Source organism: Streptomyces sp. WAC04114, assembly GCF_019733245.1.
GTDB classification, from domain to species: Bacteria; Actinomycetota; Actinomycetes; order Streptomycetales; family Streptomycetaceae; genus Streptomyces; species Streptomyces massasporeus_A.
Window position 1 is genome coordinate 15487 of record NZ_JAIGQA010000057.1, and the last position, 24387, is coordinate 39873.

Genomic DNA, 24387 nt, shown 5'->3' on the forward strand with positions numbered 1-24387 from the left:
TGGCTACTTCAGCTGCACTAGCCGCTTGGCTCCCCCAGCCGCTTTCGCCGCCCCAGCCGCTCAGCCGCCCCAGCTGCTTGGCTGCCCCAGTTGCTTGGCTGCCCTGGCCGCGTCAGTTGCCCGAGCCGCTTTCGCTGCCCCAGCCGCTTGTCTGCCCTGACCGCCTCAGCTGCCCGAGCCGCTTAGCTCCCCCAGCCGTCTCAGCTGCCGAGCCGCTTGGCTCCCCTCGCCCAGCCGCGTCAGTTGCCCGAGCCGCTTTCGCTGCCCCAGCTGCTTGGCTGACCTGGCCGCTTGGCTCCCCTAGCCGCTTTCGCTGCCCCAGCCGCTCAGCCGCCCCAGCTGCTTGGCTGACCTGGCCGCTTGGCTGACCTGGCCGCTTGGCTCCCCCGCCGCCTCAGCCGCCCCAGCCGCCTCAGCGCGACTCGGGGTCGAAAGCGTCCAGGACACGTTCGAGTGCCCGTCGGAACACCGCCTCCAGATCGACCGGCCCGCTCTGCTCCATGAAGGCCGCGGTCATCCGCGGATAGGCGCCGGTGGCGATCTGGCTGCCCAGATAGGCCATGCGGACCGCGTTCTCCTCCTCCGCCGTCCACGGCATGGAGCGGGTGCGCTCGGCGGTCGCGATCTCGTTGCCGACGTACGTCGTCACGACGCCGTTGAGCAGCGCGATCAGCTCCGTCTTCGTGCCCGCCGGCACGTCGAGCGGTTCGAGGCAGGCCAGGCAGTGCTCCAGGTAGCGCAGGGTGTTGGGGCTGAAGCCGAACACCCCCGGCATCAGGCGCGGCACCCAGGTGTGGCGGTACATGATCGCGCGCGTCTCCTCCGCGTTGCGGAGCATGTCGGCACGCCAGTCGCCGGTCGGCTCGAACATCTCGTGCTCGGCGCCGATGGCGTCGATCATCAGCTCGTACAGGTCCTCCTTGCGGGGGACGTAGTTGTACAGCGACATCGTGCCGCAGCCCAGTTCGGTGGCGACATGGCGCATCGTCACCCCGTCCAGCCCGTCCGCGTCGGCGATCCGCACCGCCGCCGCCGCGATGTCGGCGCGGGTGAACGCCGGTTTCGGCCCACGGCCGGTGCGCTCGGGGCGCGCCCAGATCACTTCGGGTACGGCCGCTCGGCCCGCCATCGATCATCACCTCGACCTCCATCCTAGTTACGTACAGCGTACGTAGTGCGCTATGGTCACGCCATGACTTCTACGTACGCTGTACTTAGTGAAGGGCTGGAAAAGAGGTTCGGGGAGGTCCATGCCCTGCGCGGGCTGGACCTCGCGATCGCCGAGGGGACGGTCTGCGGGGTCCTCGGGCCCAACGGCGCGGGCAAGACGACGGCCGTAGGGCTGTTGACGACACTGCTGCGGCCGGACGCGGGCTCCGCCCGGGTCGCGGGGCACGACCTCGTCCGCGAGCCCGCCTCCGTACGCGCCCGGATCGGTGTGACCGGGCAGGACACCTCGATCGACGGGGACCTCACCGGCCGCCAGAACCTCCAGCTGTTCGGCCGGTTGCACCGGGTGCGCGGCCCGGCCGCCCGGACCGCGGAACTCCTCGACCGCTTCGGCCTGACCGAGGCCGCCGACCGCCCCGCGTCCACCTACTCCGGCGGCATGCGCCGCCGCCTGGACCTCGCGGTGAGCCTGATCCGCCGTCCCGACGTGCTGTTCCTGGACGAGCCGACGACCGGCCTCGACCCGGCCAGCCGGACGCTCATCTGGGACGTGGTGCGCGGCCTGACCGCCGAGGGCACGACTGTGCTGCTCACCACCCAGTACCTGGAGGAGGCCGACCAACTGGCCGACGACATCGCCCTGGTGGACCGGGGCCGGGTCGCGCACACCGGGTCCCCGGCGCAGCTCAAGTCGCTCGTCGGGGCGCACGCCGAGGTCGTCGTGCCGGACGCGGAGGTACTGGCGAAGGCCGCGGCCGTGCTCGACCGGCTGACGGGCGCTCAACCGTCGCTCGACCACGAGCGCAACGCCGTCGGCGCGGTCAGCAAGGACCCGACGCTCACGATCCCGCTGCTGGTGCGCGCCCTGGACACGGCCGGGGTGCCGCTGCTCGACGTGAGCCTGCGCCCGCCGACCCTCGACGACGTGTTCCTGCGCCTGACGGAGACCACGACCGGGACGACCGAGACGAAGGAGCGTGCCGCATGAGCATGCTGGCGCACGACGGGACCGCGATGCTGGGCCGCCAGTTGCTGCGGATGCGGAACAACCCGGGGCTGCTGATCCTCACCCAGGTCATGCCGATCAGCATGCTGCTGTTCTTCGGCTACGTCTTCGGCAGCGCGCTGGCGGTGCCGGGCGAGGCGTACCGGTCGTTCCTGGTACCGGGCCTGCTGGTGGCGACCGCCTCGGGCGGGATCATGACCGGCATGTTCCAGGCGGCCGGGGACACGCACCGGGGTGTGACGAACCGCTTCCGTACGCTGCCGATGAGCCGGGCCGCCGTGCCGCTGGGGCAGGCCGCGGCGGACCTCGTGGCCACGGCCGTCGGAACCGTGCCGTTCCTGCTGGTGGGCCTCGCCGTGGGCTGGCGGGTCGAGGGGAGCCCGCTCGCCGCTCTGGGGGCGTTCGCGCTGCTGATGCTGTTCCGCTTCGCATGCACCTGGGCCGGGATCTACCTGGGCCTGCTCACCCGCAACGAGGAGGCGGCCGGCCAGCTGGGCGGTGCGACGTTCCTGCTGCCGCTGCTGTCCAGCGCCTACATCCCGACGAGCGGGCTGCCCGGCTGGCTGCGGACGGTCGCGGAGTGGAATCCGATCAGCGCGCCGGCGACGGCCCTGCGGGACCTCTTCGGCAACGCGCCGGTGCCCGATGGGGCGGCCTGGCCGGTGGCCCACCCGGTCGCGGGGTCACTGCTGTGGTGCGCCGTGCTGCTCGGGGTGTTCGTGCCGCTGGCCGTGCGCCAGTACGCGCACGGGGAGCGGTGAACGGGCGGCCGGAACCGCGGACGTGGCCCCCGGTCACTGCCGGGCGGGGATGAGGCACCGACAGGGGGCGTGCCGCGCTCGGGAACACACCTGGCGTCGCTGCGAGCCGCGGGGATGACGGACGACGAGTGTCGCAGCGCTGCGCCAGGGGCGGTGTGACCGCCCGAGCGCGGACCCCTACCTGCTGCCGAACAGGGAGCGGCGCAGTCGGCGCAGCGGCGCGAAGAGCGAGACGCGACGTACGCGCGCGCCCCTGCCACTGCGGTCGTGCGGCTGACGCGCGGTCAGTTCCCGCATCAGCGAGGTCGCCTCGACCGTCTCCCGCTGGGGGACGGCGGGGCCGCCCAGCACCGAGAGGTGGCGGTCGAGGCGCGAACTGGTCGCGCTGCTCCCGCAGGTGATCGCAGGGACCCTGGCCCTGCTGCGCACTGTTATCTGATCCATGTCACTCCCCACCCGTACGAGTCCACCCGGCCCGGGCAGGTTAACCCTATCGCCCCGGCCGGGCACTCGTGTATCGCGGTCACAGGATTCACCTTCCCCATAAGGGGGTTGACGATGTATCTCCGATTACTCTCCGAATCCAACAGATTTCAGGGCCAGTTGGACGATCGGCTGGGTAGTGGGCTGCGGCGATCCCCCGCCGGGCTCGACGGTCACGGCCAGTGACGTCGCGGAGGTGCCCAGACCCGTTGCGACCAGGGGCGTGTCGCCCTCGAACAGCCCGAGGGAGCGTGGTTGCGCGCCCGGGCGCATGAGCCACAACTGGTGCACGCGGCCGCCCGCGGGCGTCCCGTATCCGCCGAGGGTGACCACCGCACTCCCCTCCGTGGCGGAAGCGACCACTCCGATGGTGCGGCCCCGGCCGTCCCGGCCACTGCTCGCACGGGCGTCCGGAGCCGCCAGAACGTGGGCGATCTCACGTGACCGATCTTGCTCGGCGGTCAGCCGGTCCTGGGTCCGGTTCGCCTGCACGGCGAACAGCGAGGCGACGACGAGGGCCGCGGCGGCGGTGGCCGTGGCGAAGGGCACGAACAGCGGGATCCGGCGCCGCTGCCGCTGCCGCGGCGGTGGCTGGTTGCCCCAGACGTGCGGCGGCAGCTGCGTCGCCCGCGCCCGGGCCGGCTCGCGCACCGCGCCCTGCGGCGCCGGGTCCTGCGGAGTCGTCCGCACGGCGAGCATGACCCGGTCACGCAGCGCGGCCGGGGGCGGGGCGGTGGTGGACCAGGCGAGCCGGACGGCGTCCTCGGTCAGGGCGCGCACCTCGGCGGCGCAGCGGTCGCAGTACCGGAGGTGCTTCTGGAAGCGGACCCGCTCCGCGGGTTCGAGGGCGTCCAGCGCGTAGGGCGCGGCGAGCGAGTGAAGGTCCTCGCGGCGAAAGAGGCTCATGCCGCTCCTCCCAGGCACTCGCGCATCCGGGTCAGCCCGTCCCGCATGCGGGTCTTGACGGTGCCCAGCGGCAGGGAGAGCTGCTCGGCCACTTCACGGTAGGTGTACCCCTCGTAGTAGGCGAGGGTGACCGACTGGCGCTGCAGCACGGTGAGCCGGTCCAGGCAGCGGCGCACCCACTCGCGTTCGAGGCCGGCCTCGACCTCCTCGGTGACCTGGTCGAAGGCGGGCTGGTTCGCACGCAGTGCCTCGCGCTGCTCGCGCTCCCCGGCCGCCCGGGCGCTGCGGACCCGGTCGACGGCGCGGCGGTGGGCGAGGGTGAGGATCCAGGACATCGCACTGCCCCGGCCGGGGTCGAACCTCGCCGCGGACCGCCACAGTTCGAGCAGCACTTCCTGAGCCACCTCCTCCGACTGGGCGGGGTCGCGCACCACGCGCCGTACGAGTCCGAACACCGGGCCGGACACCACCGCGTACAGCTCCTCGAACGCCTTCTGGTCCCCACCTGCCACGAGCAGCAGCAGCTCGTCCGCCTCCACTCGGTCCCCCTCTCCGAGGCCGCACCGGGCCTGTCCCCTCACGCGAGGCAATCGCAACGCACACACCTCCGGACGGAGTTACGGATCAGCGCGCCGAAAACGCGGGTCGCCCGGCGATGAAACAACTTTCCCCACTCGCCGTAAGAACGTTTGAGATTCGACCAATCCGCTCTGCCGACCACTCCGAATGGCGTGTGTCAGGCAAGTTGGCACCGAGGACGGACGGCATGACACCTACCTTCAGGACCGGCGCGGGGCGCCGGAGCATCGCGACCGTGATCTGTGGTGCGCTGGCCACCGGCGGGCTCGCCGCCGCCGGTGTGACCGCGCTGGCCCCTGAGGAGGCCTCCGCCTCCAGCCACCGCGAGGCCCCGCTGATCTCGGGGACCCCGCAGTACGACAACACCGACGTGTACGCGTTCGTCAGCCCGGACAAGCCGGACACGACGACCATCGTGGCGAACTGGATACCCTTCGAGGAACCGGCCGGCGGGCCCAACTTCTTCCCGTTCGCCGAGGACGCCCAGTACGACCTGCGCATCGACAGCAACGGCGACGCGCAGGAAGACCTCCTGTTCCGCTACACGTTCAAGACCCATGCGAAGAACGACAAGACGTTCCTCTACAACACGGGCCCGGTCGAGAGCCTCGACGACCCCGACCTCAACATCACGCAGACGTACGACCTCGAGCTGATCAAGCTGAAGCACCTGAAGGCCGTCTCGAAGACCAAGGTCGCCGACGACGTGCCGGTGGCGCCGTCGAACGTGGGCAAGGCGTCGATGCCGGACTACAACACCCTGCGCAAGCAGGCGATCCACAAACTCGCCGGGGGCGCCCAGACGTTCGCCGGGCAGGCCGACGACCCGTTCTTCCTGGACCTGCGCGTCTTCGACCTGCTGTACGGCGGGAACCTCTCCGAGGTCGGCAACGACACCCTCAAGGGCTACAACGTCAACTCGATCGCCCTGCAGGTGCCGAACAGCCTCATCACCGAGTCGCACGAGCAGCCGGTCGTCGGCGTCTGGTCGACGACCCAGCGCAAGAACGCCAAGGGCTACTTCTCCCAGGTGTCGCGCCTGGGCAACCCGCTGGTGAACGAGGTCGTCAACCCGCTGAAGGACAAGGACAAGTTCAACGCGTCCACGCCGCGGGACGACGCCGAGTTCCTGGAGAACGTCACCAACCCGGAGCTGCCCAAGCTCATCGAGGCGATCTACAAGATCCCGGCGCCCGACGAGCCGCGCAACGACCTGGTCGACGTCTTCCTCAAGGGCGTCAAGGACCTCAACCAGCCGCCGCACGTGACGCCGTCGGAGCAGCTGCGGCTCAACACGTCCATCAAGCCGGCCGCCAAGCCCAAGCGGCTGGGCGTCCTGGACGGTGACAACGCGGGCTTCCCGAACGGCCGTCGCCTCACCGACGACGTGATCGACGCCTCGCTCCAGGTCGTCGAGGGCGAACTGCTGGGTGCGAAGAACGACCTCGGTGACGCGGTCGACAAGAACGACAAGAAGTTCGAGAAGTCCTTCCCCTACGTGGCCCTGCCGACCGAGGGTTCGCGCGGCCCGCTCGCCAAGGGCGTGGACGGCGGCAACGACGTCCGCAGCCAGCTCGGCGACGCGCTCCAGCCGGCCGGCGCCGAGGGTTCGGACAACACGCGCCTGATGGCCGCCTCCGCGGGCGCCGGTGCGGGCGGCATCGTCCTGATCGGCGCGGCCCTGATGTGGTGGCGCCGCATGCGGAACCGGGCCTACTGACCCGCTCCGCACTCACGAACCGGCGCGGCCCGCTCCACATCCCCCACGGCGCGGGCCGCGCCGCCGACTCCACTCCCGCACCAGCACATCCGATCGAGGAGAGGTCATGCCTGCGCGTACGACCGACAGCACACCGGAGAGGCCCGACGACGACCGCGCGCCGTCGACGGCCCCGGAGCCCTGCGCCGGTGACGACGCGCCCACCCCTCCTCCGCGCGGCGAAGGCGAGGCCGAGGAGTCAGCCGACGCCGGGGCCGAGGGCAAGGAAGAGGAAGCCGGGGCCGAGGGCAAGGAAGAGGAAGCGGAGGAGACGGAGGGCAGGACCGAGGCCGACTCCGGTCAGCGGGTCGTCGCGGTGCGGCGGGCCGCCGACGGGGGGCGGCGGTGGCGGGCCCTGCATCTGGCCGGGTGTGCCGTGCTGCTGGCGGTCGCGGTGACCGGTGGGGCCATCGCGGTCGGGGGTGTGCAGGACCGCGGGGCCGGTGTCGACGCCGTCTCGGCGGCCGGGGCGTTGTCGCCCGGCGATCTCGCCCGGGGGGATCTCGACGCGGGGATCGCCTCCCTGCAGAAGCATCTCCGGGCCCAGCCCAAGGACTTCGGCAGCTGGGCCACCCTCGCAGTCGCCTACGTCGAGCAGGCCCGGACCAACGGCGACCCCTCCCGGTATCCGCAGGCCCAGCGCGCCCTGAAGCGGTCCCTCGGGCTGGAACCCGGCAACGACCAGGCCCTGGCGGGGCAGGCCGCCCTCGCCGCCGCCCGGCACGACTTTCCCGGTGCCCTGACCCACGCCGACCGGGCCCTGAAGGAGAACCCCTACAACGAACGCGCCCTGTGCACCCGGATCGACGCCCTCGTCGAACTCGGCCGGTACGACGACGCCGCGAAGGCCGCCGACACCGCCGACGACAGGCGCCCCGGGATACCCGTCTTCACGCGGTACGCGTACGTGCGCGAGCTGCGCGGCGACGTCCGCACGGCGCGCGAGGTGCTGGAGCGCGCCCTGAGCTCGGCGCACGCGCCCGCCGACGTCGCGTACGTCGCCACCGCCCTCGGGCAACTCGCCTGGAACCAGGGCGATTACAAGACGGCCCTCGACCATTACGCCCGTGCCCTCGCCGCCGACGACGCGTACCTGCCCGCCCTGGAGGGCCGCGCCCGGGTCCAGGCGGCGAGCGGGGAGCGGACGGCCGCCGTGCGGGGGCTGGAGCAGGTCGTCGCCCGGTTCCCGCTGCCCGGCCCGCTCGTCGCCCTCGGCGAGCTGTACGAGGACCGCGGCGCCGACGGCGACCGGGCGAAGGCCGGCGACCAGTACGCCCTCGTCGACGCCTGGACGGCCCTCGCCCGCGCCGGCGGCGCCAACACCGACCTCGAGACGGCCCTGGCCGCCGCCGACCACGGCGACAAGAAGGAAGCCCTGCGCGCCGCCCGCGCCGAGTGGGACCGCCGGCACAGCGTGCACACCGCAGACGCCCTCGCCTGGGCCCTGCACGTCAACGGCCGGGACGAGGAAGCCCTGCCGTACGCCCGCCGGGCGACCGCCACCGGCTACCGCAACGCCGTCTTCCTCTACCACCGCGGCATCATCGAGCGCACCACCGGCGACCGGCGCGAGGCCCGCACGCACCTGAAGGCCGCGCTGGACCTGAACCCCGGCTTCTCGCCCCTCGGCGCGCGTGAGGCCCGTACCGCACTCAAGGACCTGGAGGGGAACCGGTGACCCTGCGCCGGCTGTTCGCGTCCGGCGCCGCCGTCCTCACGGCCGCCTGCGCGCTCACCCTGCTGCCCGCCGCCACGGCGAGCGCCCACCCGCTGGGCAACTTCACCGTCAACCGCTACGACGGCCTGGTCGCCGCCCCCGGCGAACTGCGAGTCCACCACGTCGAGGACCTCGCCGAGATCCCGGCGACCCAGGCGGGGCCGGACATCGAACGGCTGGGCATCGCCATGTGGGCCCGCGAGCGGTGCGCCACGGCAGCCGAGGACAGCCGCGCGACCGTCGGCGGACGCGCGGTCGCCCTCACCGCCGAGCGCAGCCACGCGCGCGTGCGGCCCGGGCAGGCGGGGCTCGACACCCTCCGGGTGGAGTGCGAGCTGACCGCGCCGCTCCCGTCGGACGAGAAGACCCTGTCCCTCGGCTTCCGTGGCGCGGGTGCCGCCGACGGCCCGGGCTGGCGGGAGATCACGGCGCGGGGCGACCGTATGACGCTCGCCGCCTCGGACGTGCCCGAGAAATCGATATCGGACGAACTGACGAGCTACCCGGAGGAGTTGCTGTCCTCCCCGGCCGACACCGCGTCCGCCGCCCTGCGGGTGCGCCCGGGCGGCGCCGCCTTGGCCGAGGAGGAGTCGGACGCCCCCGCGGCCTCCGTGCTCCCGCGCGGCGCGGACCGCTGGACGCGTGCCCTGGACGACCTGGTGGCCCGGCAGGACCTCACCGCCGGGTTCGCCGCGCTGGCCCTGCTCATCGCTGTCGTCCTGGGCGCGATGCACGCACTGGCCCCGGGCCATGGCAAGACCATCATGGCGGCGACGGCGGCGGCCCGGGGCGGTCGGGCGAGGATGAAGGACGTCCTGCCCATGGCTGCCTCGGTGACCATCACGCACACCCTGGGCGTGGTCGCCCTGGGCCTGCTGGTGACGGCCGGCTCGGCCGCGGCGCCCTCGGTGATCGCCTGGCTCGGCGTCGCCAGCGGTCTCCTGGTGACCCTGGCGGGCGCGAGCCTGGTCCGCCGCGCGCTGCGCAACCGCGCGCACACCCACCACCCGCACGGCCATCATCACGGCCACGAGCACGACAACGGAAGCCACACCCACGACCACGACCATCACGGCAAGCACGACCACGATCACAAGCACGACCACGACCACGACCACCCGCACGATCACAGCCACCCCCACTCCCACCCCCACACGATCGAGCACACCCACGGTGGTTCCACCCACAGCCACGCCATCGCCCCCACCCTGCGCGGCACGATCCTCATGGGCTTCGCGGGCGGCCTCGTGCCCAGCCCGTCCGCCGTGGTGGTGCTGGTCGGCGCCGCCGCCCTCGGGCAGGCCTGGTTCGGTCTGCTGCTCGTCGTCGCATACGGCGTCGGACTGGCGCTCACCCTCACGGCCGCCGGGTACGCCGTCGTCAAGGCGGGCAGCGGCATGACCCGGCTCCTGGACCGGCGCCCCCGCTGGACGGGGGGCCCGATGGCGGCCCTGGTGCGCCGCACCGCACCGCTCGGTTCGGCCTTCGCCGTGGTGGTTCTCGGGGCCGGACTGGTGTTCAAGGGGGCGGCATCCGCACTCGGCTGAGTTACGTTCGTGAGACATCGGGCGTCAGGAGAGAAGCGGACGTCGTGAGGAAAACCGACCTCATGGGGAAGACACACCCCATGAAGATTTCGCCCGGCTGCGAATGGGGGCGCCGTGTTCGAAGAACCGGGCCATGAGCGTGTGATCGCGGGCCGCTACCGCCTCCTGGCACCACTGGGCGAGGGCGGCATGGGAACGGTGTGGCGCGCCCGCGACGAGGTGCTGCACCGCGAGGTCGCCGTCAAGGAGGTGCGCGCCCCGTCCGGCCTGGCGGGCGACGACGTGCAGCGGATGTACGCGCGGCTGGAGCGGGAGGCGTGGGCGGCGGCCCGGGTCGCCAACCGCAACGTGGTGACGGTGTACGACGTGGCCACGGACGACGGCCGGCCGTGGATCGTCATGGAACTGGTCCGCGGCCTCTCCCTGGCCGAGGTCCTCGACGCCGAGGGCCCGATGACACCGCAGCGCGCGGCACACATCGGCGCCGAGGTGCTGTCCGCACTGCGGTCCGCGCACGAGGCCGGGGTGCTGCACCGCGACGTGAAGCCGGCCAACGTGCTGATCTCGAACGACGGCCGGATCGTGCTCACCGACTTCGGCATCGCCATGGTCGAGGGCAGCTCGGCGCTGACCATGACCGGGGAGGTCATCGGCTCGCCCGAGTTCCTCGCCCCGGAGCGGGCGCTGGGCCGTACGCCGGGCCCGGAGTCGGACCTGTGGTCGCTCGGGGTGCTGCTGTACGCGGCGGTCGAGGGCCACTCCCCCTTCCGTCACGACACCCCGCTGAGCACGCTGCGGGCGATCGTCGACGAGGAGTTGCCGCCGCCGTACCGGGCCGGTCCGCTCGCCCCGGTCATCGAAGGGCTGCTGCGCAAGGATCCGGAGCAGCGGCTGCCGCCCGAGCGGGCCGAGGAGGATCTGCGGGTCGTCGCCGCGGGCGGTTCGCCGCGCGCGGACACCACGCGGGCGGTTCCGTTCCCGCCGACGGCCGTGGGCCACCCCGAGCCCGCTCCCACGCCCCCGATGCCCTTCCCCGGGAGTACGGCGGCGTCCGGGCCGACGGCGACCACGACGGCCACCGGCCGGGACGGGGAGCGCAGGACCGGGCGGGTGCTGGTCGCGGGGGTGATCGCGCTGGCGCTCGCGGTGGGCGGGCTGACGTACGCGCTGCTCAACAACGGGGACGGCTCCGGTGGCAACGACCAGGGCGCCGGGGACGTTACGCCGACGGCGACCAAGAGCCCGCCGCGCAGCACCGGGGAGGAGAAGTCCAGCCCGTCGCCGACCCCGAGCGAGTCGAAGGAGAGCAGTCCGCCTCCGCAGTCGGTGCGGGTCGCCCTGCAGGGCCGGCGTACGGACTATGCGGGGCCGTGTCCGCCGCCGAACGCGCAGGCGCCCGAGTTCACGGCGACGCTCACGGTGGGCCGGCTGCCGGCCGAGGTGAGCTACCGCTGGGTGACTCAGGACGGCCAGGTCCTCGACGGGGGCTGGAAGACGCTGTCGTTCGCGGAGGGCGGCGGTCGTTCGAAGCGGGACACGGTGCGGGTGACGACCGAGGAGGAGAGCGGGACGTTCGAGAACGAGATCAGCGTGGAGGTGCGCGAACCGGTGCGGACGACGTCCGAGTCGGTGCCGTTCTCGGTGGCGTGCGAGTCGGAGACCCCGACGGGCGGGGCCTCCCCTTCTCCCTCCGGCACCGACCCGGAACCGGGTTCGGATCCGGAGTCGAACGCGGACTCGGACTCCGGCTGAGCGGTCAGTCGTTGCTGTTGAGCACGGGCAGATAGCCGCCCGACTGGCCGGGTGCCTTCGGGTGGTACGACTCGCCGATGTTCAGCCAGCTGACGCTGTGCAGCCAGGAGTCGCCGGAGCAGATCTCGTGGCCGGTGAAGGTGGTGCGGACGTCACCGAAGGTGAAGCCGTGGTTCGCGGCGCGCTTGGCGATGGCGGTGTTGAGGTGGTCGGAGGCGTCGTTGATGGCCTTGCGCTTGGTCTCGGACAGACCGAGGCAGGTGGCGCCGAGCTTGTAGAAGCGGGGGTAGCCGAGGACGACGACCTTGGCGGCGGGGGCCTTGGAGCGGATCGCCGAGTACACGCCGTCGAGCTTGCCGGGCAGCGTGGAGTCGACGTACGCGCGGGCGGTGTTGATGCGGGAGACGCAGGAGCTGTCGGACTGGGTCACACAGGTCGTCATGACGTCGGCGAAGCCGGCGTCGTTGCCGCCGATGCTGATCGAGACGAGGGCGGTGGAGGCGCTGAGCGGGGTGAGTTGACTCGCCAGAACATCACCCGTTCGGGCGCCCGAGCAGGCGGTGAAGTCGAAGGTGGAAGGCGCGTTGGCGGCGGCCCACAGGTAGGGGTAGGCCTTGGTGCTGCGCTTGCAGTCGCCGCTGGAGCTGATGTAGCTGCCGACTCCGACTCCCGAGGAATAGGAGTCACCGAGCGCCACATAGCCGCCAGTTGCGGCGAGTGAGGACGCCTGCGCCGTCGCCGCCCCGGTGAGGGCGGTGCCGACGGCGAGGAGGAGCGAGCTCACGAGCACGACAAGTCGGGAACGTCTCATGGAACCTCCCTTTAGCAGGATCTCTGCCATAACCGTCGTAGCAGCTACGCGTGTTGACAGGAAGTGTCCATGCCAAGTCTTTTCGGTTTCCCCGGCTTTTTCGTGGCCTGTTCACGGCGGGTCGCGTTACGCCCCCACCTCTGCTTGTTGCACGGACATGACAACTTTGTTGACTGATGCTCAACTCCCTTGTTCTATCCCGGTAGTTGGCAGACGCTTTACTCCGGCCGGGAGCGGAACGCGACGCTCCCCTGCCTGTGTGCGCGAGCACGCGCACATCCCCCACATGACGCGCGCCCCACCCAGGCGCGCGCCGCCCAGAGGAGGACTCCCTCGTAATGGCACAACTGCGCAGCAAGAGACTCGGGTTCGCCGCACTCACCTCGCTGGCGGCCGCCGCCCTCGTGGGCGGGCTCACCACGCTTCCCGCCCAGGCCGCACCCGCCGAGGGCCGGGTGCTCGCCGCGGACTCCCCGACCGCGATCAAGGACAGCTATCTCGTCACGCTCAAGAAGAGCGCGGGCCTGAAAGCGTCCTCGGCGGCGGGCAAGGGCCTGGTGAAGGAGTACGGCGGCTCGGTCGACAAGACGTTCGGCAAGGCGCTGAACGGCTACGCCGCCACCCTCTCCGCCACCGAGGCCAGGCAGCTCGCCGCCGACCCGGCGGTGGCCTCCGTCGAGCAGAACCAGCGCGTCTCGCTCGCCGCCACCCAGACGAACGCCCCCTGGGGCCTGGACCGCGTCGACCAGGCCTCGCTCCCGCTGTCCGGCACCTACACCTACCCGGACAGCGCGGGCAGCGGTGTGACGGTCTATGTGATCGACACCGGTGTGCGCATCACCCACCAGCAGATCAGCGGCCGCGCCTCGCACGGCTACGACGCGGTCGACGGCGACAACGACGCCTCCGACGGCAACGGCCACGGCACCCATGTGGCCACCACGATCGCGGGCACGACCTACGGCGTCGCCAAGAAGGCGAAGATCGTGGGGGTGCGGGTGCTGAACAACAGCGGCTCCGGCACCACGGCCGGTGTGATCGCGGGCATCGACTGGGTCACGCAGAACCACTCCGGCCCCTCGGTCGCCAACATGTCCCTCGGCGGCGGCGCCTCCGCCACCCTGGACACGGCCGTCCGCAACTCCATAGCCAGCGGTGTCACCTACGCCGTCGCCGCGGGCAACAGCAGCACCACGGCCTCCTCGTCCTCCCCCGCCCGGGTCGCCGAGGCCATCACGGTCGGCGCCACCACCAGCACCGACGCCAAGGCGAGCTACTCCAACTACGGCTCGGTCCTGGACATCTTCGCGCCCGGCTCCTCCATCACGGCCGGCTGGCACACCAGCGACACCGCGACCAACACCATCTCCGGCACCTCGATGGCGACCCCGCACGTCGCGGGCGCGGCGGCGGTCTACCTGGCCGGTCACACCTCGTCCAGCCCGGCCCAGGTCGCCACGGCCCTGGTGAACGGCGCCGTCACCGGCAAGGTCACCAGCGCGGGTTCCGGCTCGCCGAACCGGCTGCTGCAGATCGTGCAGTGACCGAGGTCCGCGCCGACACCTGAACACGTGTTCCCCGGAGGCCCTGATCGCCTCCGGGGAACGCATGTTTATGAGACGGGAACGTGCAACTTGCGTCGCACAAGGTGTCTGACACAACGGCCAAACCAACAAAAACGTGAGCGGCCGTTCCAGGTCTTGCCATACGGGTTCAATCGTCAATACCGTCATACATCTCACCCGCATCGGTCCGTCAGTACGCGGCTCTAGGGGAGGGCTCAAGGACCGCGACGAACCGGCGCGGGGCGCGGTAGGGGGGTGCCGTGCTCGGTGATCGCACTTGTCTCCGGGCCGTGCCGCGCGGTCGGCTGCCGTTTTTTCGCGGCCGGCCAGCTTTGCCAGCTCACCCGGCGTGCCCGAAGCTCCATGTCGGCGTGCCTCGAGTGAGAACCCCCCTTTCGAACCGGACTGGATCCGGACTGCCCTGGGGGGGCGGTCCACCGGACGAGAGGGACCAGACTCATGAGCTCAGTTCTGCAGCCGGCCGCGACGGACCCGCATCCGCCGACCGCCGGAAAGTACCGGCCCGTCTCCTCGCACCTGGCCATTGCCCCGCCGGTGAGCGTGGTCATCCCGGCGATGAACGAGGCGGAGAACCTTCCGTACGTCTTCAAGACCCTGCCCGACTGGATACACGAAGTGGTCCTGGTCGACGGCAACTCCACCGACGACACCGTCCAGGTGGCCCGCGAGCTGTGGCCCGAGGTGAAGGTCGTCGAGCAGCGCGGCAAGGGCAAGGGCGACGCCCTGATCACCGGGTTCCAGGCCTGCACCGGCGACATCATCGTGATGATCGACGCGGACGGCTCGGCGGACGGCGGCGAGATCCTCAGCTACGTCTCCGCCCTGGTCTCCGGCGCGGACTTCGCCAAGGGCTCCCGCTTCGCCAACGGCGGCGGCACCGACGACATGACCTTCATCCGCAAAATGGGCAACTGGGCGCTGTGCACGGCCGTCAACCGCAAGTTCGGCGCCCGCTACACCGACCTCTGCTACGGCTACAACGCGTTCTGGCGCCACTGCCTCGACAAGATCGACCTCGACTGCACCGGCTTCGAGGTCGAGACCCTGATGAACATCCGCGTCGTCAAGGCCGGGCTGAAGGTGCAGGAGATCCCGAGCTACGAGTACCTGCGCATCCACGGCGTCAGCAATCTGCGGGCCGTGCGGGACGGACTGCGCGTGCTCCGGGTGATCCTTCAGGAGCGCTCCAACCGCCGTGCGCTGCGCCGCCGTTCACCCCAGTCGCCGGCGCCGGCCGCGATGCGGGGAGAGGTGTCTTGAGCGGTCCCGGCATCTCCGTCGTGATCTGCGCGTACACCGAGGACCGCTGGGAGGACATCCTCGCCGCGGTCTCCTCGGTCCACGCGCAGTCGCGGCCGGCCCTGGAGACGCTGCTGGTCGTCGATCACAACGAGACGCTCCGGGAGCGGCTGGCCAAGGAGTACAAGGAGTCCTCCGACGGCGACGTGGTGCGGGTGCTCGCCAACGCGGGCCCCCGCGGCCTGTCCGCGGGCCGCAACACCGGCATCGCCGCGGCCCGCGGCGAGATCGTGGCCTTCCTCGACGACGACGCCGTGGCCGAGCGCGACTGGCTGCTGCACTTCGCCGAGGCGTACACCGACGAGCGGGTGATGGCGGTGGGCGGGCGCACGGTGCCGGTCTGGGCGTCGGGGCGGCGGCCGGACTGGTTCCCGGAGGAGTTCGACTGGGTGGTGGGCTGCACGTACCGGGGCCTGCCGCGCGGCCGGGTGCGGGTGCGCAACGTGCTCGGCGGCAACGCCTCGTTCCGCCGCACCGCCTTCGACGCGGCGGGCGGCTTCGCCACCGGAATCGGCCGGGACGGCGACAAACGCCCGCTGGGCTGCGAGGAGACGGAACTGTGCATCCGCCTCAGCCGCGCGCGGCCCGACGCGGTGCTGCTGATCGACGACCGGGCGGTGATCCACCACCGGGTGCCCGAGATCCGCGAGCACTTCCGCTACTTCCGCACCCGCACCTACGCCGAGGGTCTGTCCAAGGCCCTGGTGGCCCGGAGCGTCGGCGCCGAGAAGGGCCTGGAGTCGGAGCGCCGGTACGCGACCCGGGTCCTGCCGGCCGGGGTGGCCCGGGGGCTGCGGGACGCCCTGCTGGCCCGGCCGGGCGGTGCGGGCCGGGCGGGGGCGATCGTGGCCGGGGTGCTGACGGCGGCGGGCGGTTACGTCGTCGGCAGCGTCCGGGCGCGCCGGGGCGGGACCACGTTCCGGGTGCCCGAGGTGGAGGTGGCGGCCCGTGAGTGAGACCCGCGTCCCGATCCTCATGTACCACGCGGTGGCGACCGACCCGAACGAGGCGACCCGCGCCCTGTCGGTGACCCCGGAGGCGTTCGCCGAGCAGATGGCGGTGCTCGCCGACCGGGGCCGCACGCCGGTCACCACGGCCGAACTGGCGGCGTGCTGGCGCTCCGGCCGCGCGCTGCCCGAGCGGCCCGTCCTCATCACCTTCGACGACGGCTACGAGGGCGTGCACCGGCACGCCCTCCCCGCGCTCGCCAAGCACGGCTTCCCGGCCACCCTGTTCGTCTCAACCGGGTGGCTCAGGGGGCCGTACGACACCGGGGGCGGCCTGGACACCATGCTCGACTGGGACCAGGTCCGCGAACTCGCGGCGGCGGGCGTCGAGATCGGCGGGCACAGCCACAGCCACCCGCAGCTCGACCAGGTCTCCGACGCCACCCTGCGGTTCGAGCTGATCCACTGCAAGGAGATCGTCTCGGACCAACTGGGCACCGTCCCGGCCTCGTTCGCCTACCCCTACGGCTACTCCAGCCGCCGGGTCCGGCAGGCGGTGCGCGAGACGGGCTACGCCCAGGCCCTCGCCGTGGGCAACGGCCTCGCCCGGCGCGCGCAGGGGCCGTACGCGCTGCGGCGGGTGACGGTGCGCCGCAGCACGGGGATCGAGGAGTTCGAGCGGGTCGTCGAGGGCCGCGGAGTCGCCCGTACGTTCGCCGGGGACCGTGCCCTGACCAAGGGGTACGCCGTCGTCCGCGGGGTTCGGCGGGCTCGCCGGCTGGTCTCCCGCTCCGCTGGCTGACCTGCACGGGGGCGACATGCCGCGTGCACCTGGAAACCGGGTGCACGCGGCGTCCTCGTGCCGGATCATGGCGGCATGTCTGGAAACCCGCACGAGGCGCTGCCGATCCGGCTCAACGTCGACGACTCCGACTCCCCGTCCGACGTCGTCGACGCGCTGTTCCTCGGCCGCTTCGCGACGGGCGAGCAGCCGTTCTCCCACGCGGTGAACATCGACCGGGTGCGGTCCGGTGCGACGCTGATGCCGCCCGGGGCCCGGGTGCTGCGGGTCGCCCGGGACGACGACCGCAGCGCGACGCTCGCCGAGGGCGACGGCTGGACGCTGCTGATCTCCCGCTGGAACCGGGGCGCCGACGTCACGGTGACGGCGACCGCCGAGGAACTCGCGAAGAAGATCCTCGACCAGGCCACGGACGGCGCGGCGGACGAGCCCGAACCGCAGCCGGAGAACGTCACGATGGGCTTCTGGTACGTCTCCCCGCGCCGCGGCCCGCACCGCACCACCCGTCAGATCGCGGCGGGCACCTGGGACGAGGTCCGGCCCAACTACACGGCGCCGGTGGCGGACGCCATGGACCGTCTGATGAAGACGACCCCCGAGGACATCGCGGGCCGGCTCCTGCTGCTGCACGGCCCGCCGGGCACCGGCAAGACCTCGGCACTGCGGACGCTGGCCCGGTCCTGGCGCGACTGGTGCCAGGTGGACTGCGTCCTGGACCCCGAGCGGCTCTTCTCCGACGTCGGCTACCTCATGGACATCGCCATCGGCGAGGAGGACGCGACGGGCAAGGGCCGCTGGCGGCTGCTGCTCCTGGAGGACTGCGACGAACTGATCCGCGGTGAGGCCAAGCACACGGCGGGCCAAGCCCTGTCGCGGCTGCTGAACCTGACGGACGGCCTGCTCGGCCAGGGGCGCAACGTCCTGGTCGGTGTCACGACCAACGAGGACCTGGAGCGCCTGCACCCGGCCGTGGTCCGCCCGGGCCGCTGCCTCGCCCGGATCGAGGTCGGTCCGCTGACCCGCTCCGAGGCGGTGAACTGGCTGGGTCAGGAGGACGGCGTCGGCCGTGAGGGCGCGACGCTGGCGGAGCTGTACGCGCTGCGCCGGGGCACGTCCCCGACGTCCCTGCCGGAGCCGCGCGGGGGCGTCGACGCGGGCCTGTATCTGTAGGAGGTCGGCGCCCGCCGGTGTTTTGATGGGTGTATGACCCTGTTCGTCGGCACGTCCGGGTGGCAGTACAAGGACTGGCGGGACGTCCTGTACCCGTCCGGGCTGCCGATGCGGCTGTGGCTGGAGGAGTACACGCGGCACTTCGCCACCGTCGAGATCAACAACGCCTTCTACCGACTGCCGGCGCGGGAGACGTTCGAGGACTGGCGGGGGCGAGTGCCCGGGGACTTCGTCTTCGCGGTGAAGGCCAGCCGCTATCTGACCCACATCAAGCGGCTCAAGGACCCCGAGGAGCCGGTGCACCGTCTGATGAGCCACGCGGCGGGCCTCGGCGACCGGCTCGGCCCGGTCCTGCTCCAGCTGCCGCCCACCCTGCGCGCCGACCCGGGCCTGCTGGACGCGTGCCTGGCCTGCTTCCCGGCCTCGACGCGGGTCGCGGTCGAGCCGCGCCACGACTCCTGGTGGACACCGGAGGTCCGCCGCGTCCTGGAGTCCCGGCGCGCCGCCCTGTGCTGGGCCGACATCCTGGCCCGCCCCGCGACCCCCCTGTGGCGCACCACCGACTGGGGCTACGTCCGCTTCCACCAGGGCCGCGCCCAGCCCTGGCCCCGCTACGGCCGCCGCTCGCTGGCCACCTGGCTCGACCGCATCGCCACGACCTGGTCCGGCGGCGAGGACGTCTACGCGTACTTCAACAACGACCCGGGCGGCGCGGCGGTGGAGGACGCGATGGCGTTCGCACGGGCGGGGAGGTCCGCGGGGCTGGACATCACGCGCACACCCGACCACCTGGCACGGGCGGGCTGAACCGGGCCTTCCTCTCCACGGCGGCGACGACGCCCTGGGGCGCGAGGGGCCTAGGGGCGCGGGGCTGTATCGATGTGCGGCTCCGCCGCGTGAGCGCGAACAACCCCCACCGACCCGCACCCGAACACTCCGGCACTACGTCGCCCCTGGGGGCGCGGGGAACTGCGCGAGAACCCCCAACCGGCCCGCAGCCGCATGCTCCGGCACGACGTCACCCTAGGGGCGCGGGGAACTGCGCGACCAACCCCCACCGCCCCGCACCCGACCGCGCCTGCTCGGAGATCCGTGCCCGCACCTGCTCGTAGGGCGGGGCGCTGTCGTCGATGTCGATCTTCAAGGTCACAGGCCGATTGTCGCGCACCCGGCGGAAAATGAGAGGCACCCCGGTCGGCTCCACGCGTAGCGTGCGCCTCCATGACCGTGATCGTGCGCGACCTGCGCCCCGATGTCCGAGCCGATGCCGAGGGGTTCTCCACCACCCGGCGCCTCGCCCTTCCGTACATGCTCTCCACGGCCGATGCCGTGGTGCACACCCTGACGCACGCCCACCCGGACGCCCACTTCGGGCAGCTCGTCGCCGAGGAGGACGGCGAGATCATCGGCACGGCCCAGGTCCATGTCGCCCACGACAGTCCGGAACCCGGCCAGGGCTCCGCCAACATCTATGTGCGTCCCGGCCACCGCAACCGCGGCGCCGGTTCGCTCCTGCTGCGCACCGCGGAGGAGCGCCTGGGGCGCTTGGGCGTGACGAAGCTGTTCACCTGGGTGCTGGACGAGCCGGACAACCTCGCCTTCGCCGAGCGGCACGGCTTCCGGGCCAGCCGTTCCGCCTGGTTCCTGCGCCTGGACCTGGCGACCGGCACACTGCCGCCCCGGGCGGACGTCCCCGCGGGCGTCGAGCTGCGCACGGCCGCCGACTTCGCGGACGACCCGCGCCCGATCTTCGAACTGGACGCGGCGACGTCGTCGGACGAACCGAGCGACATCGACGTCGAGTTCACCGACTACGAGGCCTGGCTCGAGGAGCACTGGAAGCACCCGCTGCTGAACCGCGACCTGACGACGGTCGCCGTCGTCGACGGCCGCCCCGCCGCGTTCAGCGTGGCGTACACCGACGGCGGCTCCCGCTACGCCACCGCCATGACCGGCACCGCCCGGGAGTTCCGCGGCCGGGGCCTGGCGAAACTCGCCAAGAACGACTCCCTGCACCGCGCCCGCGCGGCGGGATGCACGGAGGCGTTCACCGGCAACGACACCGGCAACGAGCCGATGATCGCCATCAACAAGTGGTTCGGCTACGAGATCTGTGCGAAGGAGGTGCGCCATGTCCGCGAACTCGGCTGACCCGCCCGCGCGGCTGGAGGTCGTGCTCGTCAAGGCGGGCCGTACGAAGATCCGTTACACCGGTGAGCTGCTGGCGGACGACGGGACGCGCGTGGCGGTCCGCGCCCCTTGGGCGGGCTCCGGCGTCCGCGACTTCGGGTTCGTGCGCTTCGAGCCCGGGGACGTCTTCACGGAGTACTACTGGCGCGACCGCTGGTACGCGGTGAAGGAGGTCCGCACCGCCACGGGCGCGCTGAAGGGCTGGTACTGCGACGTCACCCGCCCCGCGCGGCGCTCCGGTCCGCAGCTGGTCGTGGAGGATCTGGACCTGGACCTGTGGCGCTCCGCGGACGGCACGGACGTACGGCGCCTGGACGAGGACGAGTTCGCCGAGAGCGGCCTCGGCGCGTCGGATCCGGAGGCGGCCCGGGCCGCCCTGGCCGCGCTCGACGAACTGGAGTCACTGGCCCGCGGCGGCGGGTTCACCGCGCTCCTGGCCTGACGGACGGATCTCGGCGACCACCGCGTACCGCTCGTCCGTGACCTCCCCGCCCCACAGCAGCGGGTCGTCCGAGAGCCGCTCCACACGCACCTGCCCGGCGATCGGGGTGAGCAGTGCGGTGAGCCGCTCGGCGGGTATGCCGACCGGCTCGATGCCGCCCCACACGCCCTCGATCAGCACGAGCCGCCCGTCCGGCCGCAGCAGCCCGCGCCAGTGCCGCAGGGCGCGGCCGGGGTCGGGCAGGGCCCACAGGACGTGCCGGACGAGCACGGTGTCGAAGCGCTGCTCCCCGACCGGCGGTGACGCGCCGTCCCCCACGAGGAACACCGCGTCACGCCCGGCGAGCTTCTGGCGGGCGAGCGCCACCATGGCCGGGGAGAGGTCCACGCCCGTCACCCGATGCCCCTCCTCGGACGCGAGGAGTGACAGGCTGCCGGTGCCGCAGCCGAGGTCGAGGACGTCCCCCGCCCGTGCGGGCAGCCAGCCGCGCAGCCGGCCGGCCCAGGCGCGGCGCACCTCGGGGTCACGCAGGCCGTGGTCCGGCTCCTCGTCGAAGGAGGCGGCCTCGGCGTCCCAGTCCACGTTCGTCATGGGCCCAGAGTGACACCCGCCACTGACACCCGAATGGTGACAGCCGCCACAGACAGACCAGGACCGATGAGGAACTCTCCCCCGAAAGGTCTACCTCCGTGAGAACGCGGAACCCGATAGACCCTTTGAGGAGGCAGCCATGCGCCGAGTGACCGTGCAGAAGCCCCTGAAGAAGACGGATGTCCGCCGGATCCGCGAAGAGGCCGACGCACGCCCCGCGGGGCGCCCGGAGGTGCGCAAGGACATCGCCCGCACCTGGTGGCCGGACGCCTGAACGGCCGGTACCCATCATGAGACGCACGCCTCAGGGCAGCCGCTTGCGGTAGTGGACGCGGTCGTAGGGCCCGTCCACGCGGCGTTCCACCAGTTCGTAGCCGTATCTCGGATAAATCTTCTGGTTCTCCCACATCAGCGCGTTCGTGCAGAGCCTGATCTCTGGCAGCCCCAGCGCACGCGCGTGTGCGTCCACGAACCGCAGCAGCCGCCGCCCCACTCCCCCGCCGTGTGCGCAGGGGTGGACGGCGATGGTGTCGAGGAAGAGATGGTCCGCTAACGCCTCGACCACGACGAGCCCGGTCACGGGATCGCCCGTCACGAACACCTTGCCCGCGGCCACGTTCGCCGCGTGGTCCTCCTCCATGGGCTGCGGCACCCGCCCAATGCGCGCGATATAGGGGCTGAAGGCCGCGTCGATCACGTCCGCGACGACCGGTACGTCTGCGGTCCGGGCCGGCCGGATCTCCTCGTCTGCCATGCCGTGACGGTACCTACCTGATGCCAGTCCGAACACTCCCTTAAGCGGGCCATAAGGATCTCCTCCACCCGCCCTCAGCAGGCGATTTCACGGTTCTCACGGGCTAGCTTCGGATCACCCCACGGGATCCGGCCCACCCGGGCCCGGACCTGTCCCATGAACCGTTCGAGGAGTTCCCGCATGACCGCACGTCGCCAGGTGGCCACCGTCGCAGCCCTCGGCAGCCTCCCGCTCGCCCTGACCGCGCTGACCGCCGCCCCGGCCGCCGCGCACGGTTCCATGGGCGACCCGGTCAGCCGGGTCTCGCAGTGCTACGCCGAGGGTCCCGAGAGCCCGAAGTCGGCCGCGTGCAAGGCGGCGGTCGCGGCGGGCGGCACCCAGGCCCTCTACGACTGGAACGGCATCCGCATCGGCGACGCGGGCGGCCGGCACCAGCAGCTCATACCGGACGGCAAGCTCTGCAGCGCGAACAACCCGGAGTTCAAGGGGCTCGACCTCCCCCGCGCCGACTGGCCCGCGACCGGCGTCCGCAGCGGCCCGCACACCTTCAAGTACCGCGTGACGGCCCCTCACAAGGGCACCTTCAAGGTCTACATCACCAAGCCCGGCTACAACCCGGCCAAGCCGCTCGCCTGGAAGGACCTGGATCTCGCGAAGCCGGTCGCGACGTCCACCGACCCGGCCGCCGCCGGCGGTTTCTACACCTTCTCCGGCACCCTGCCCCAGCGCTCCGGCAAGCACCTGCTGTACGCGGTCTGGCAGCGGTCGGACAGCCCGGAGGCGTTCTACTCCTGCTCGGACGTCAGCTTCGGCGGCGGTGGCGGCGCGGCGGGCGGCGGTGGCAGCACGGCAGGCGGTGCCGCCGCTCCGGCCCCGTCCGCCTCCGCTCCCAGCGAGAAGCAGATCAAGGACGGCAACGCCAAGTCCACCGTCGAGCACCACGGGCACGGCGACAACGACCCCAGCACCTCGGCGAAGCCAGCCGCGGCCCCGAAGGAGAGCACGCCGAACCGGCCGAAGGCCGCCGCGCCCGCCCCCAACCGGCCCGAGGCGGCCGGTGCCACGGAGAACCTCGCCGAGACCGGCGGTGACAGCACCACCCCGTATGTCGCGATCGGCGGCGCGGCGGCGCTGGCACTGGGCGCCTCGGCCCTGTTCCTCTCGGCCAGGCGCCGGACGGTGAGCGGCGGCCGCCAGGGCCGCTGACGCCCACCGCCCCACGACCCGGGGCCTGTCCGGCGGCTCAGGCCGGACAGGCCCCGAAACGTTTCCCTGACACGTGTCAGCGCGACACGTCAAAGGGTGACACGTGTCATTCGAAGGCCGAGAGACAGGTGGTGGGCGTGGCCCGGCCCGGATCGAGGGCGTTGGCCACCTCGTGGAAGACGACCCGGTCCAGCAGCCCGACGGCCACGTGCTCCGACAGGTCGACGGCGCACAGGTCCTGGAGCAGGACGTTGCGCACGTCCGGCCCGTTCAGGTACTGGCTGCGCCACGGCGTGACCACCTCGTCGTACTTGGTGGCGATGACGGTGTACCGCACGCCGGGCACGGTGTCGCCGCCCGCGTTGAGCTTGGTGAGGAAGGCGGAGCCGGTGACCTGGTCGGCGAGGGCGGGGGTGTTCTTCGACAGCAGGTCCGCCGCGCCCGGGAAGTAGGGCAGCAGTTTGGTGAATCCGTTGAGGTCGGTGCCGTGGTTGCTGGGCGCGATGCCCACCAGGGCGTTCACCTTGGCGGCTCCGCCGAGGAACTTCAGGTAGTAGCGGGGCATCATGCCGCCCTGCGAGTGCCCGACGACGTCGGTCTCGGTGGCTCCGGTCGCGGCGAGCACCGTGTCGACGAAGTCCTTCAGCTGTCCGGCGGACTTCTCGGCGGGGCCGAGGCCGTGGAAGAAGGGGACGCCCTCCAACTGCCCGTAGTCGAGGGAGAAGACGCAGTAGCCGCGGACCTTCAGATAGGGGGCGAGGCCCAGCCAGTTGTCGACGGAGTTCCCGAGGGTGCCGTGGACGAGGACGACGGGGCGGGGGTGGGCCGCGGACGGCTTGCAGGAGTAGTCGTTCCAGCCGGAGCTCGGGGCGCCGGCTGGAACGACTACTCCTGCAAGCCGTCCGCGGC

General features: G+C 72.0%; 24 protein-coding genes and 1 pseudogene. 16 read left to right on the forward strand and 9 right to left on the reverse strand.

Annotated elements, in window-relative coordinates; translation table 11 throughout:
* Window positions 1-412: 412 nt before the first annotated feature.
* Entirely contained in the window at window positions 413-1129 is a 717-nt protein-coding gene (locus K4G64_RS17405) for a TetR/AcrR family transcriptional regulator (RefSeq protein WP_221756954.1), read from the reverse strand.
* A gap of 63 nt (window positions 1130-1192) precedes the next feature.
* Here K4G64_RS17405 and K4G64_RS17410 point away from each other — a divergent pair, with 63 nt between their 5' ends.
* Together K4G64_RS17410 and K4G64_RS17415 are read left to right on the forward strand one after the other, a co-directional pair.
* On the forward strand, window positions 1193-2158 hold the full coding sequence (locus K4G64_RS17410; RefSeq protein ID WP_221756955.1) for an ATP-binding cassette domain-containing protein: 966 nt from the start codon (window positions 1193-1195) through the stop codon (window positions 2156-2158).
* Window positions 2155-2937 (forward strand): ABC transporter permease, encoded by a 783-nt coding sequence (locus K4G64_RS17415; protein ID WP_221756956.1) that lies wholly within the window; start codon window positions 2155-2157, stop codon window positions 2935-2937. The genes K4G64_RS17410 and K4G64_RS17415 overlap by 4 nt, the downstream gene beginning before the upstream one ends.
* A gap of 177 nt (window positions 2938-3114) precedes the next feature.
* Here K4G64_RS17415 and K4G64_RS17420 read toward each other — a convergent pair whose 3' ends face one another.
* The 3 genes from K4G64_RS17420 to K4G64_RS17430 form a co-directional block, all read right to left on the reverse strand.
* The gene (locus K4G64_RS17420) at window positions 3115-3381 is read right to left on the reverse strand and encodes a hypothetical protein (RefSeq protein WP_030850794.1); all 267 of its coding nucleotides are present in this window, start codon (window positions 3379-3381) and stop codon (window positions 3115-3117) included.
* Between the two features lie 126 nt (window positions 3382-3507).
* Complete coding sequence (locus K4G64_RS17425; protein ID WP_221756957.1) at window positions 3508-4326, reverse strand: anti-sigma factor domain-containing protein; 819 nt, start codon at window positions 4324-4326, stop codon at window positions 3508-3510.
* Window positions 4323-4865, reverse strand: a complete 543-nt coding sequence (locus K4G64_RS17430; RefSeq protein WP_221756958.1) for a sigma-70 family RNA polymerase sigma factor — start codon at window positions 4863-4865, stop codon at window positions 4323-4325. Before K4G64_RS17430 ends, K4G64_RS17425 begins: the two co-directional genes overlap by 4 nt.
* A 227-nt stretch (window positions 4866-5092) precedes the next feature.
* On the opposite strand from K4G64_RS17430, the gene K4G64_RS17435 reads away from it, so the two are divergent.
* From K4G64_RS17435 to K4G64_RS17450, 4 genes are all read left to right on the forward strand, one after another.
* A complete protein-coding gene (locus tag K4G64_RS17435) occupies window positions 5093-6625 on the forward strand; it encodes a DUF4331 domain-containing protein (RefSeq protein WP_221756959.1) in 1533 nt (510 codons plus the stop codon).
* A gap of 106 nt (window positions 6626-6731) precedes the next feature.
* Window positions 6732-8342 carry a lipopolysaccharide assembly protein LapB gene (locus K4G64_RS17440; protein WP_221756960.1) on the forward strand — a complete coding sequence of 537 codons (1611 nt, stop codon included), beginning with the start codon at window positions 6732-6734 and terminating at the stop codon, window positions 8340-8342.
* A complete protein-coding gene (locus tag K4G64_RS17445; RefSeq protein WP_221756961.1) occupies window positions 8339-9928 on the forward strand; it encodes a nickel transporter in 1590 nt (529 codons plus the stop codon). The genes K4G64_RS17440 and K4G64_RS17445 overlap by 4 nt, the downstream gene beginning before the upstream one ends.
* Before the next feature lie 114 nt (window positions 9929-10042).
* Window positions 10043-11680, forward strand: a complete 1638-nt coding sequence (locus K4G64_RS17450; RefSeq protein WP_308122416.1) for a serine/threonine-protein kinase — start codon at window positions 10043-10045, stop codon at window positions 11678-11680.
* A gap of 4 nt (window positions 11681-11684) precedes the next feature.
* On the opposite strand, the gene K4G64_RS17455 is transcribed toward K4G64_RS17450, so the two are convergent.
* On the reverse strand, window positions 11685-12491 hold the full coding sequence (locus K4G64_RS17455) for an SGNH/GDSL hydrolase family protein (protein WP_221756962.1): 807 nt from the start codon (window positions 12489-12491) through the stop codon (window positions 11685-11687).
* A 338-nt stretch (window positions 12492-12829) separates the two neighbouring features.
* On the opposite strand from K4G64_RS17455, the gene K4G64_RS17460 reads away from it, so the two are divergent.
* The 6 genes from K4G64_RS17460 to K4G64_RS17485 all read left to right on the forward strand — a co-directional run bounded on the left by K4G64_RS17460 (window position 12830) and on the right by K4G64_RS17485 (window position 19102).
* Window positions 12830-14035 (forward strand): S8 family peptidase, encoded by a 1206-nt coding sequence (locus tag K4G64_RS17460; protein WP_221756963.1) that lies wholly within the window; start codon window positions 12830-12832, stop codon window positions 14033-14035.
* Between the two features lie 480 nt (window positions 14036-14515).
* Window positions 14516-15337: a glycosyltransferase family 2 protein gene (locus tag K4G64_RS17465; protein WP_221756964.1), complete on the forward strand. Its 822-nt coding sequence runs from the start codon at window positions 14516-14518 to the stop codon at window positions 15335-15337.
* Window positions 15334-16332: a glycosyltransferase family 2 protein gene (locus K4G64_RS17470; protein ID WP_221756965.1), complete on the forward strand. Its 999-nt coding sequence runs from the start codon at window positions 15334-15336 to the stop codon at window positions 16330-16332. Before K4G64_RS17465 ends, K4G64_RS17470 begins: the two co-directional genes overlap by 4 nt.
* Window positions 16325-17125, forward strand: coding sequence for a polysaccharide deacetylase family protein (locus K4G64_RS17475; RefSeq protein ID WP_221756966.1), 801 nt, complete (start codon window positions 16325-16327; stop codon window positions 17123-17125). Before K4G64_RS17470 ends, K4G64_RS17475 begins: the two co-directional genes overlap by 8 nt.
* Window positions 17126-17200: 75 nt before the next feature.
* Window positions 17201-18295 carry a DUF5925 domain-containing protein gene (locus K4G64_RS17480; protein ID WP_221756967.1) on the forward strand — a complete coding sequence of 365 codons (1095 nt, stop codon included), beginning with the start codon at window positions 17201-17203 and terminating at the stop codon, window positions 18293-18295.
* Window positions 18296-18328: 33 nt separating this feature from the next.
* Entirely contained in the window at window positions 18329-19102 is a 774-nt protein-coding gene (locus K4G64_RS17485; protein ID WP_221756968.1) for a DUF72 domain-containing protein, read from the forward strand.
* A gap of 256 nt (window positions 19103-19358) precedes the next feature.
* On the opposite strand, the pseudogene K4G64_RS17490 reads toward K4G64_RS17485, so the two are convergent.
* Window positions 19359-19445: pseudogene (locus K4G64_RS17490) on the reverse strand (GntR family transcriptional regulator); the annotation flags it as partial.
* A 71-nt stretch (window positions 19446-19516) separates the two neighbouring features.
* Between K4G64_RS17490 and K4G64_RS17495 the strand changes: the two are divergent.
* Both K4G64_RS17495 and K4G64_RS17500 read left to right on the forward strand, forming a co-directional pair.
* On the forward strand, window positions 19517-20446 hold the full coding sequence (locus tag K4G64_RS17495) for a GNAT family N-acetyltransferase (protein ID WP_221756969.1): 930 nt from the start codon (window positions 19517-19519) through the stop codon (window positions 20444-20446).
* Entirely contained in the window at window positions 20427-20927 is a 501-nt protein-coding gene (locus tag K4G64_RS17500; protein WP_221756970.1) for a DUF402 domain-containing protein, read from the forward strand. Before K4G64_RS17495 ends, K4G64_RS17500 begins: the two co-directional genes overlap by 20 nt.
* On the opposite strand, the gene K4G64_RS17505 is transcribed toward K4G64_RS17500, so the two are convergent.
* Window positions 20886-21518: a bifunctional 2-polyprenyl-6-hydroxyphenol methylase/3-demethylubiquinol 3-O-methyltransferase UbiG gene (locus K4G64_RS17505; protein ID WP_221756971.1), complete on the reverse strand. Its 633-nt coding sequence runs from the start codon at window positions 21516-21518 to the stop codon at window positions 20886-20888. The genes K4G64_RS17500 and K4G64_RS17505 overlap by 42 nt on opposite strands.
* Before the next feature lie 139 nt (window positions 21519-21657).
* Between K4G64_RS17505 and K4G64_RS40195 the strand changes: the two genes are divergently transcribed.
* Window positions 21658-21792, forward strand: a complete 135-nt coding sequence (locus K4G64_RS40195; protein ID WP_260460579.1) for a hypothetical protein — start codon at window positions 21658-21660, stop codon at window positions 21790-21792.
* Window positions 21793-21822: 30 nt separating this feature from the next.
* Here the strand turns inward: K4G64_RS40195 and K4G64_RS17510 are convergent, their stop codons facing one another.
* Entirely contained in the window at window positions 21823-22272 is a 450-nt protein-coding gene (locus K4G64_RS17510) for a GNAT family N-acetyltransferase (protein ID WP_221756972.1), read from the reverse strand.
* Between the two features lie 180 nt (window positions 22273-22452).
* Here K4G64_RS17510 and K4G64_RS17515 point away from each other — a divergent pair, with 180 nt between their 5' ends.
* A complete protein-coding gene (locus tag K4G64_RS17515) occupies window positions 22453-23478 on the forward strand; it encodes a lytic polysaccharide monooxygenase (RefSeq protein WP_221756973.1) in 1026 nt (341 codons plus the stop codon).
* 106 nt (window positions 23479-23584) lie between these two features.
* Here K4G64_RS17515 and K4G64_RS17520 read toward each other — a convergent pair.
* Window positions 23585-24387 (reverse strand): triacylglycerol lipase (locus K4G64_RS17520; RefSeq protein WP_221756974.1); only part of this gene is annotated, 803 nt, incomplete at its 5' end.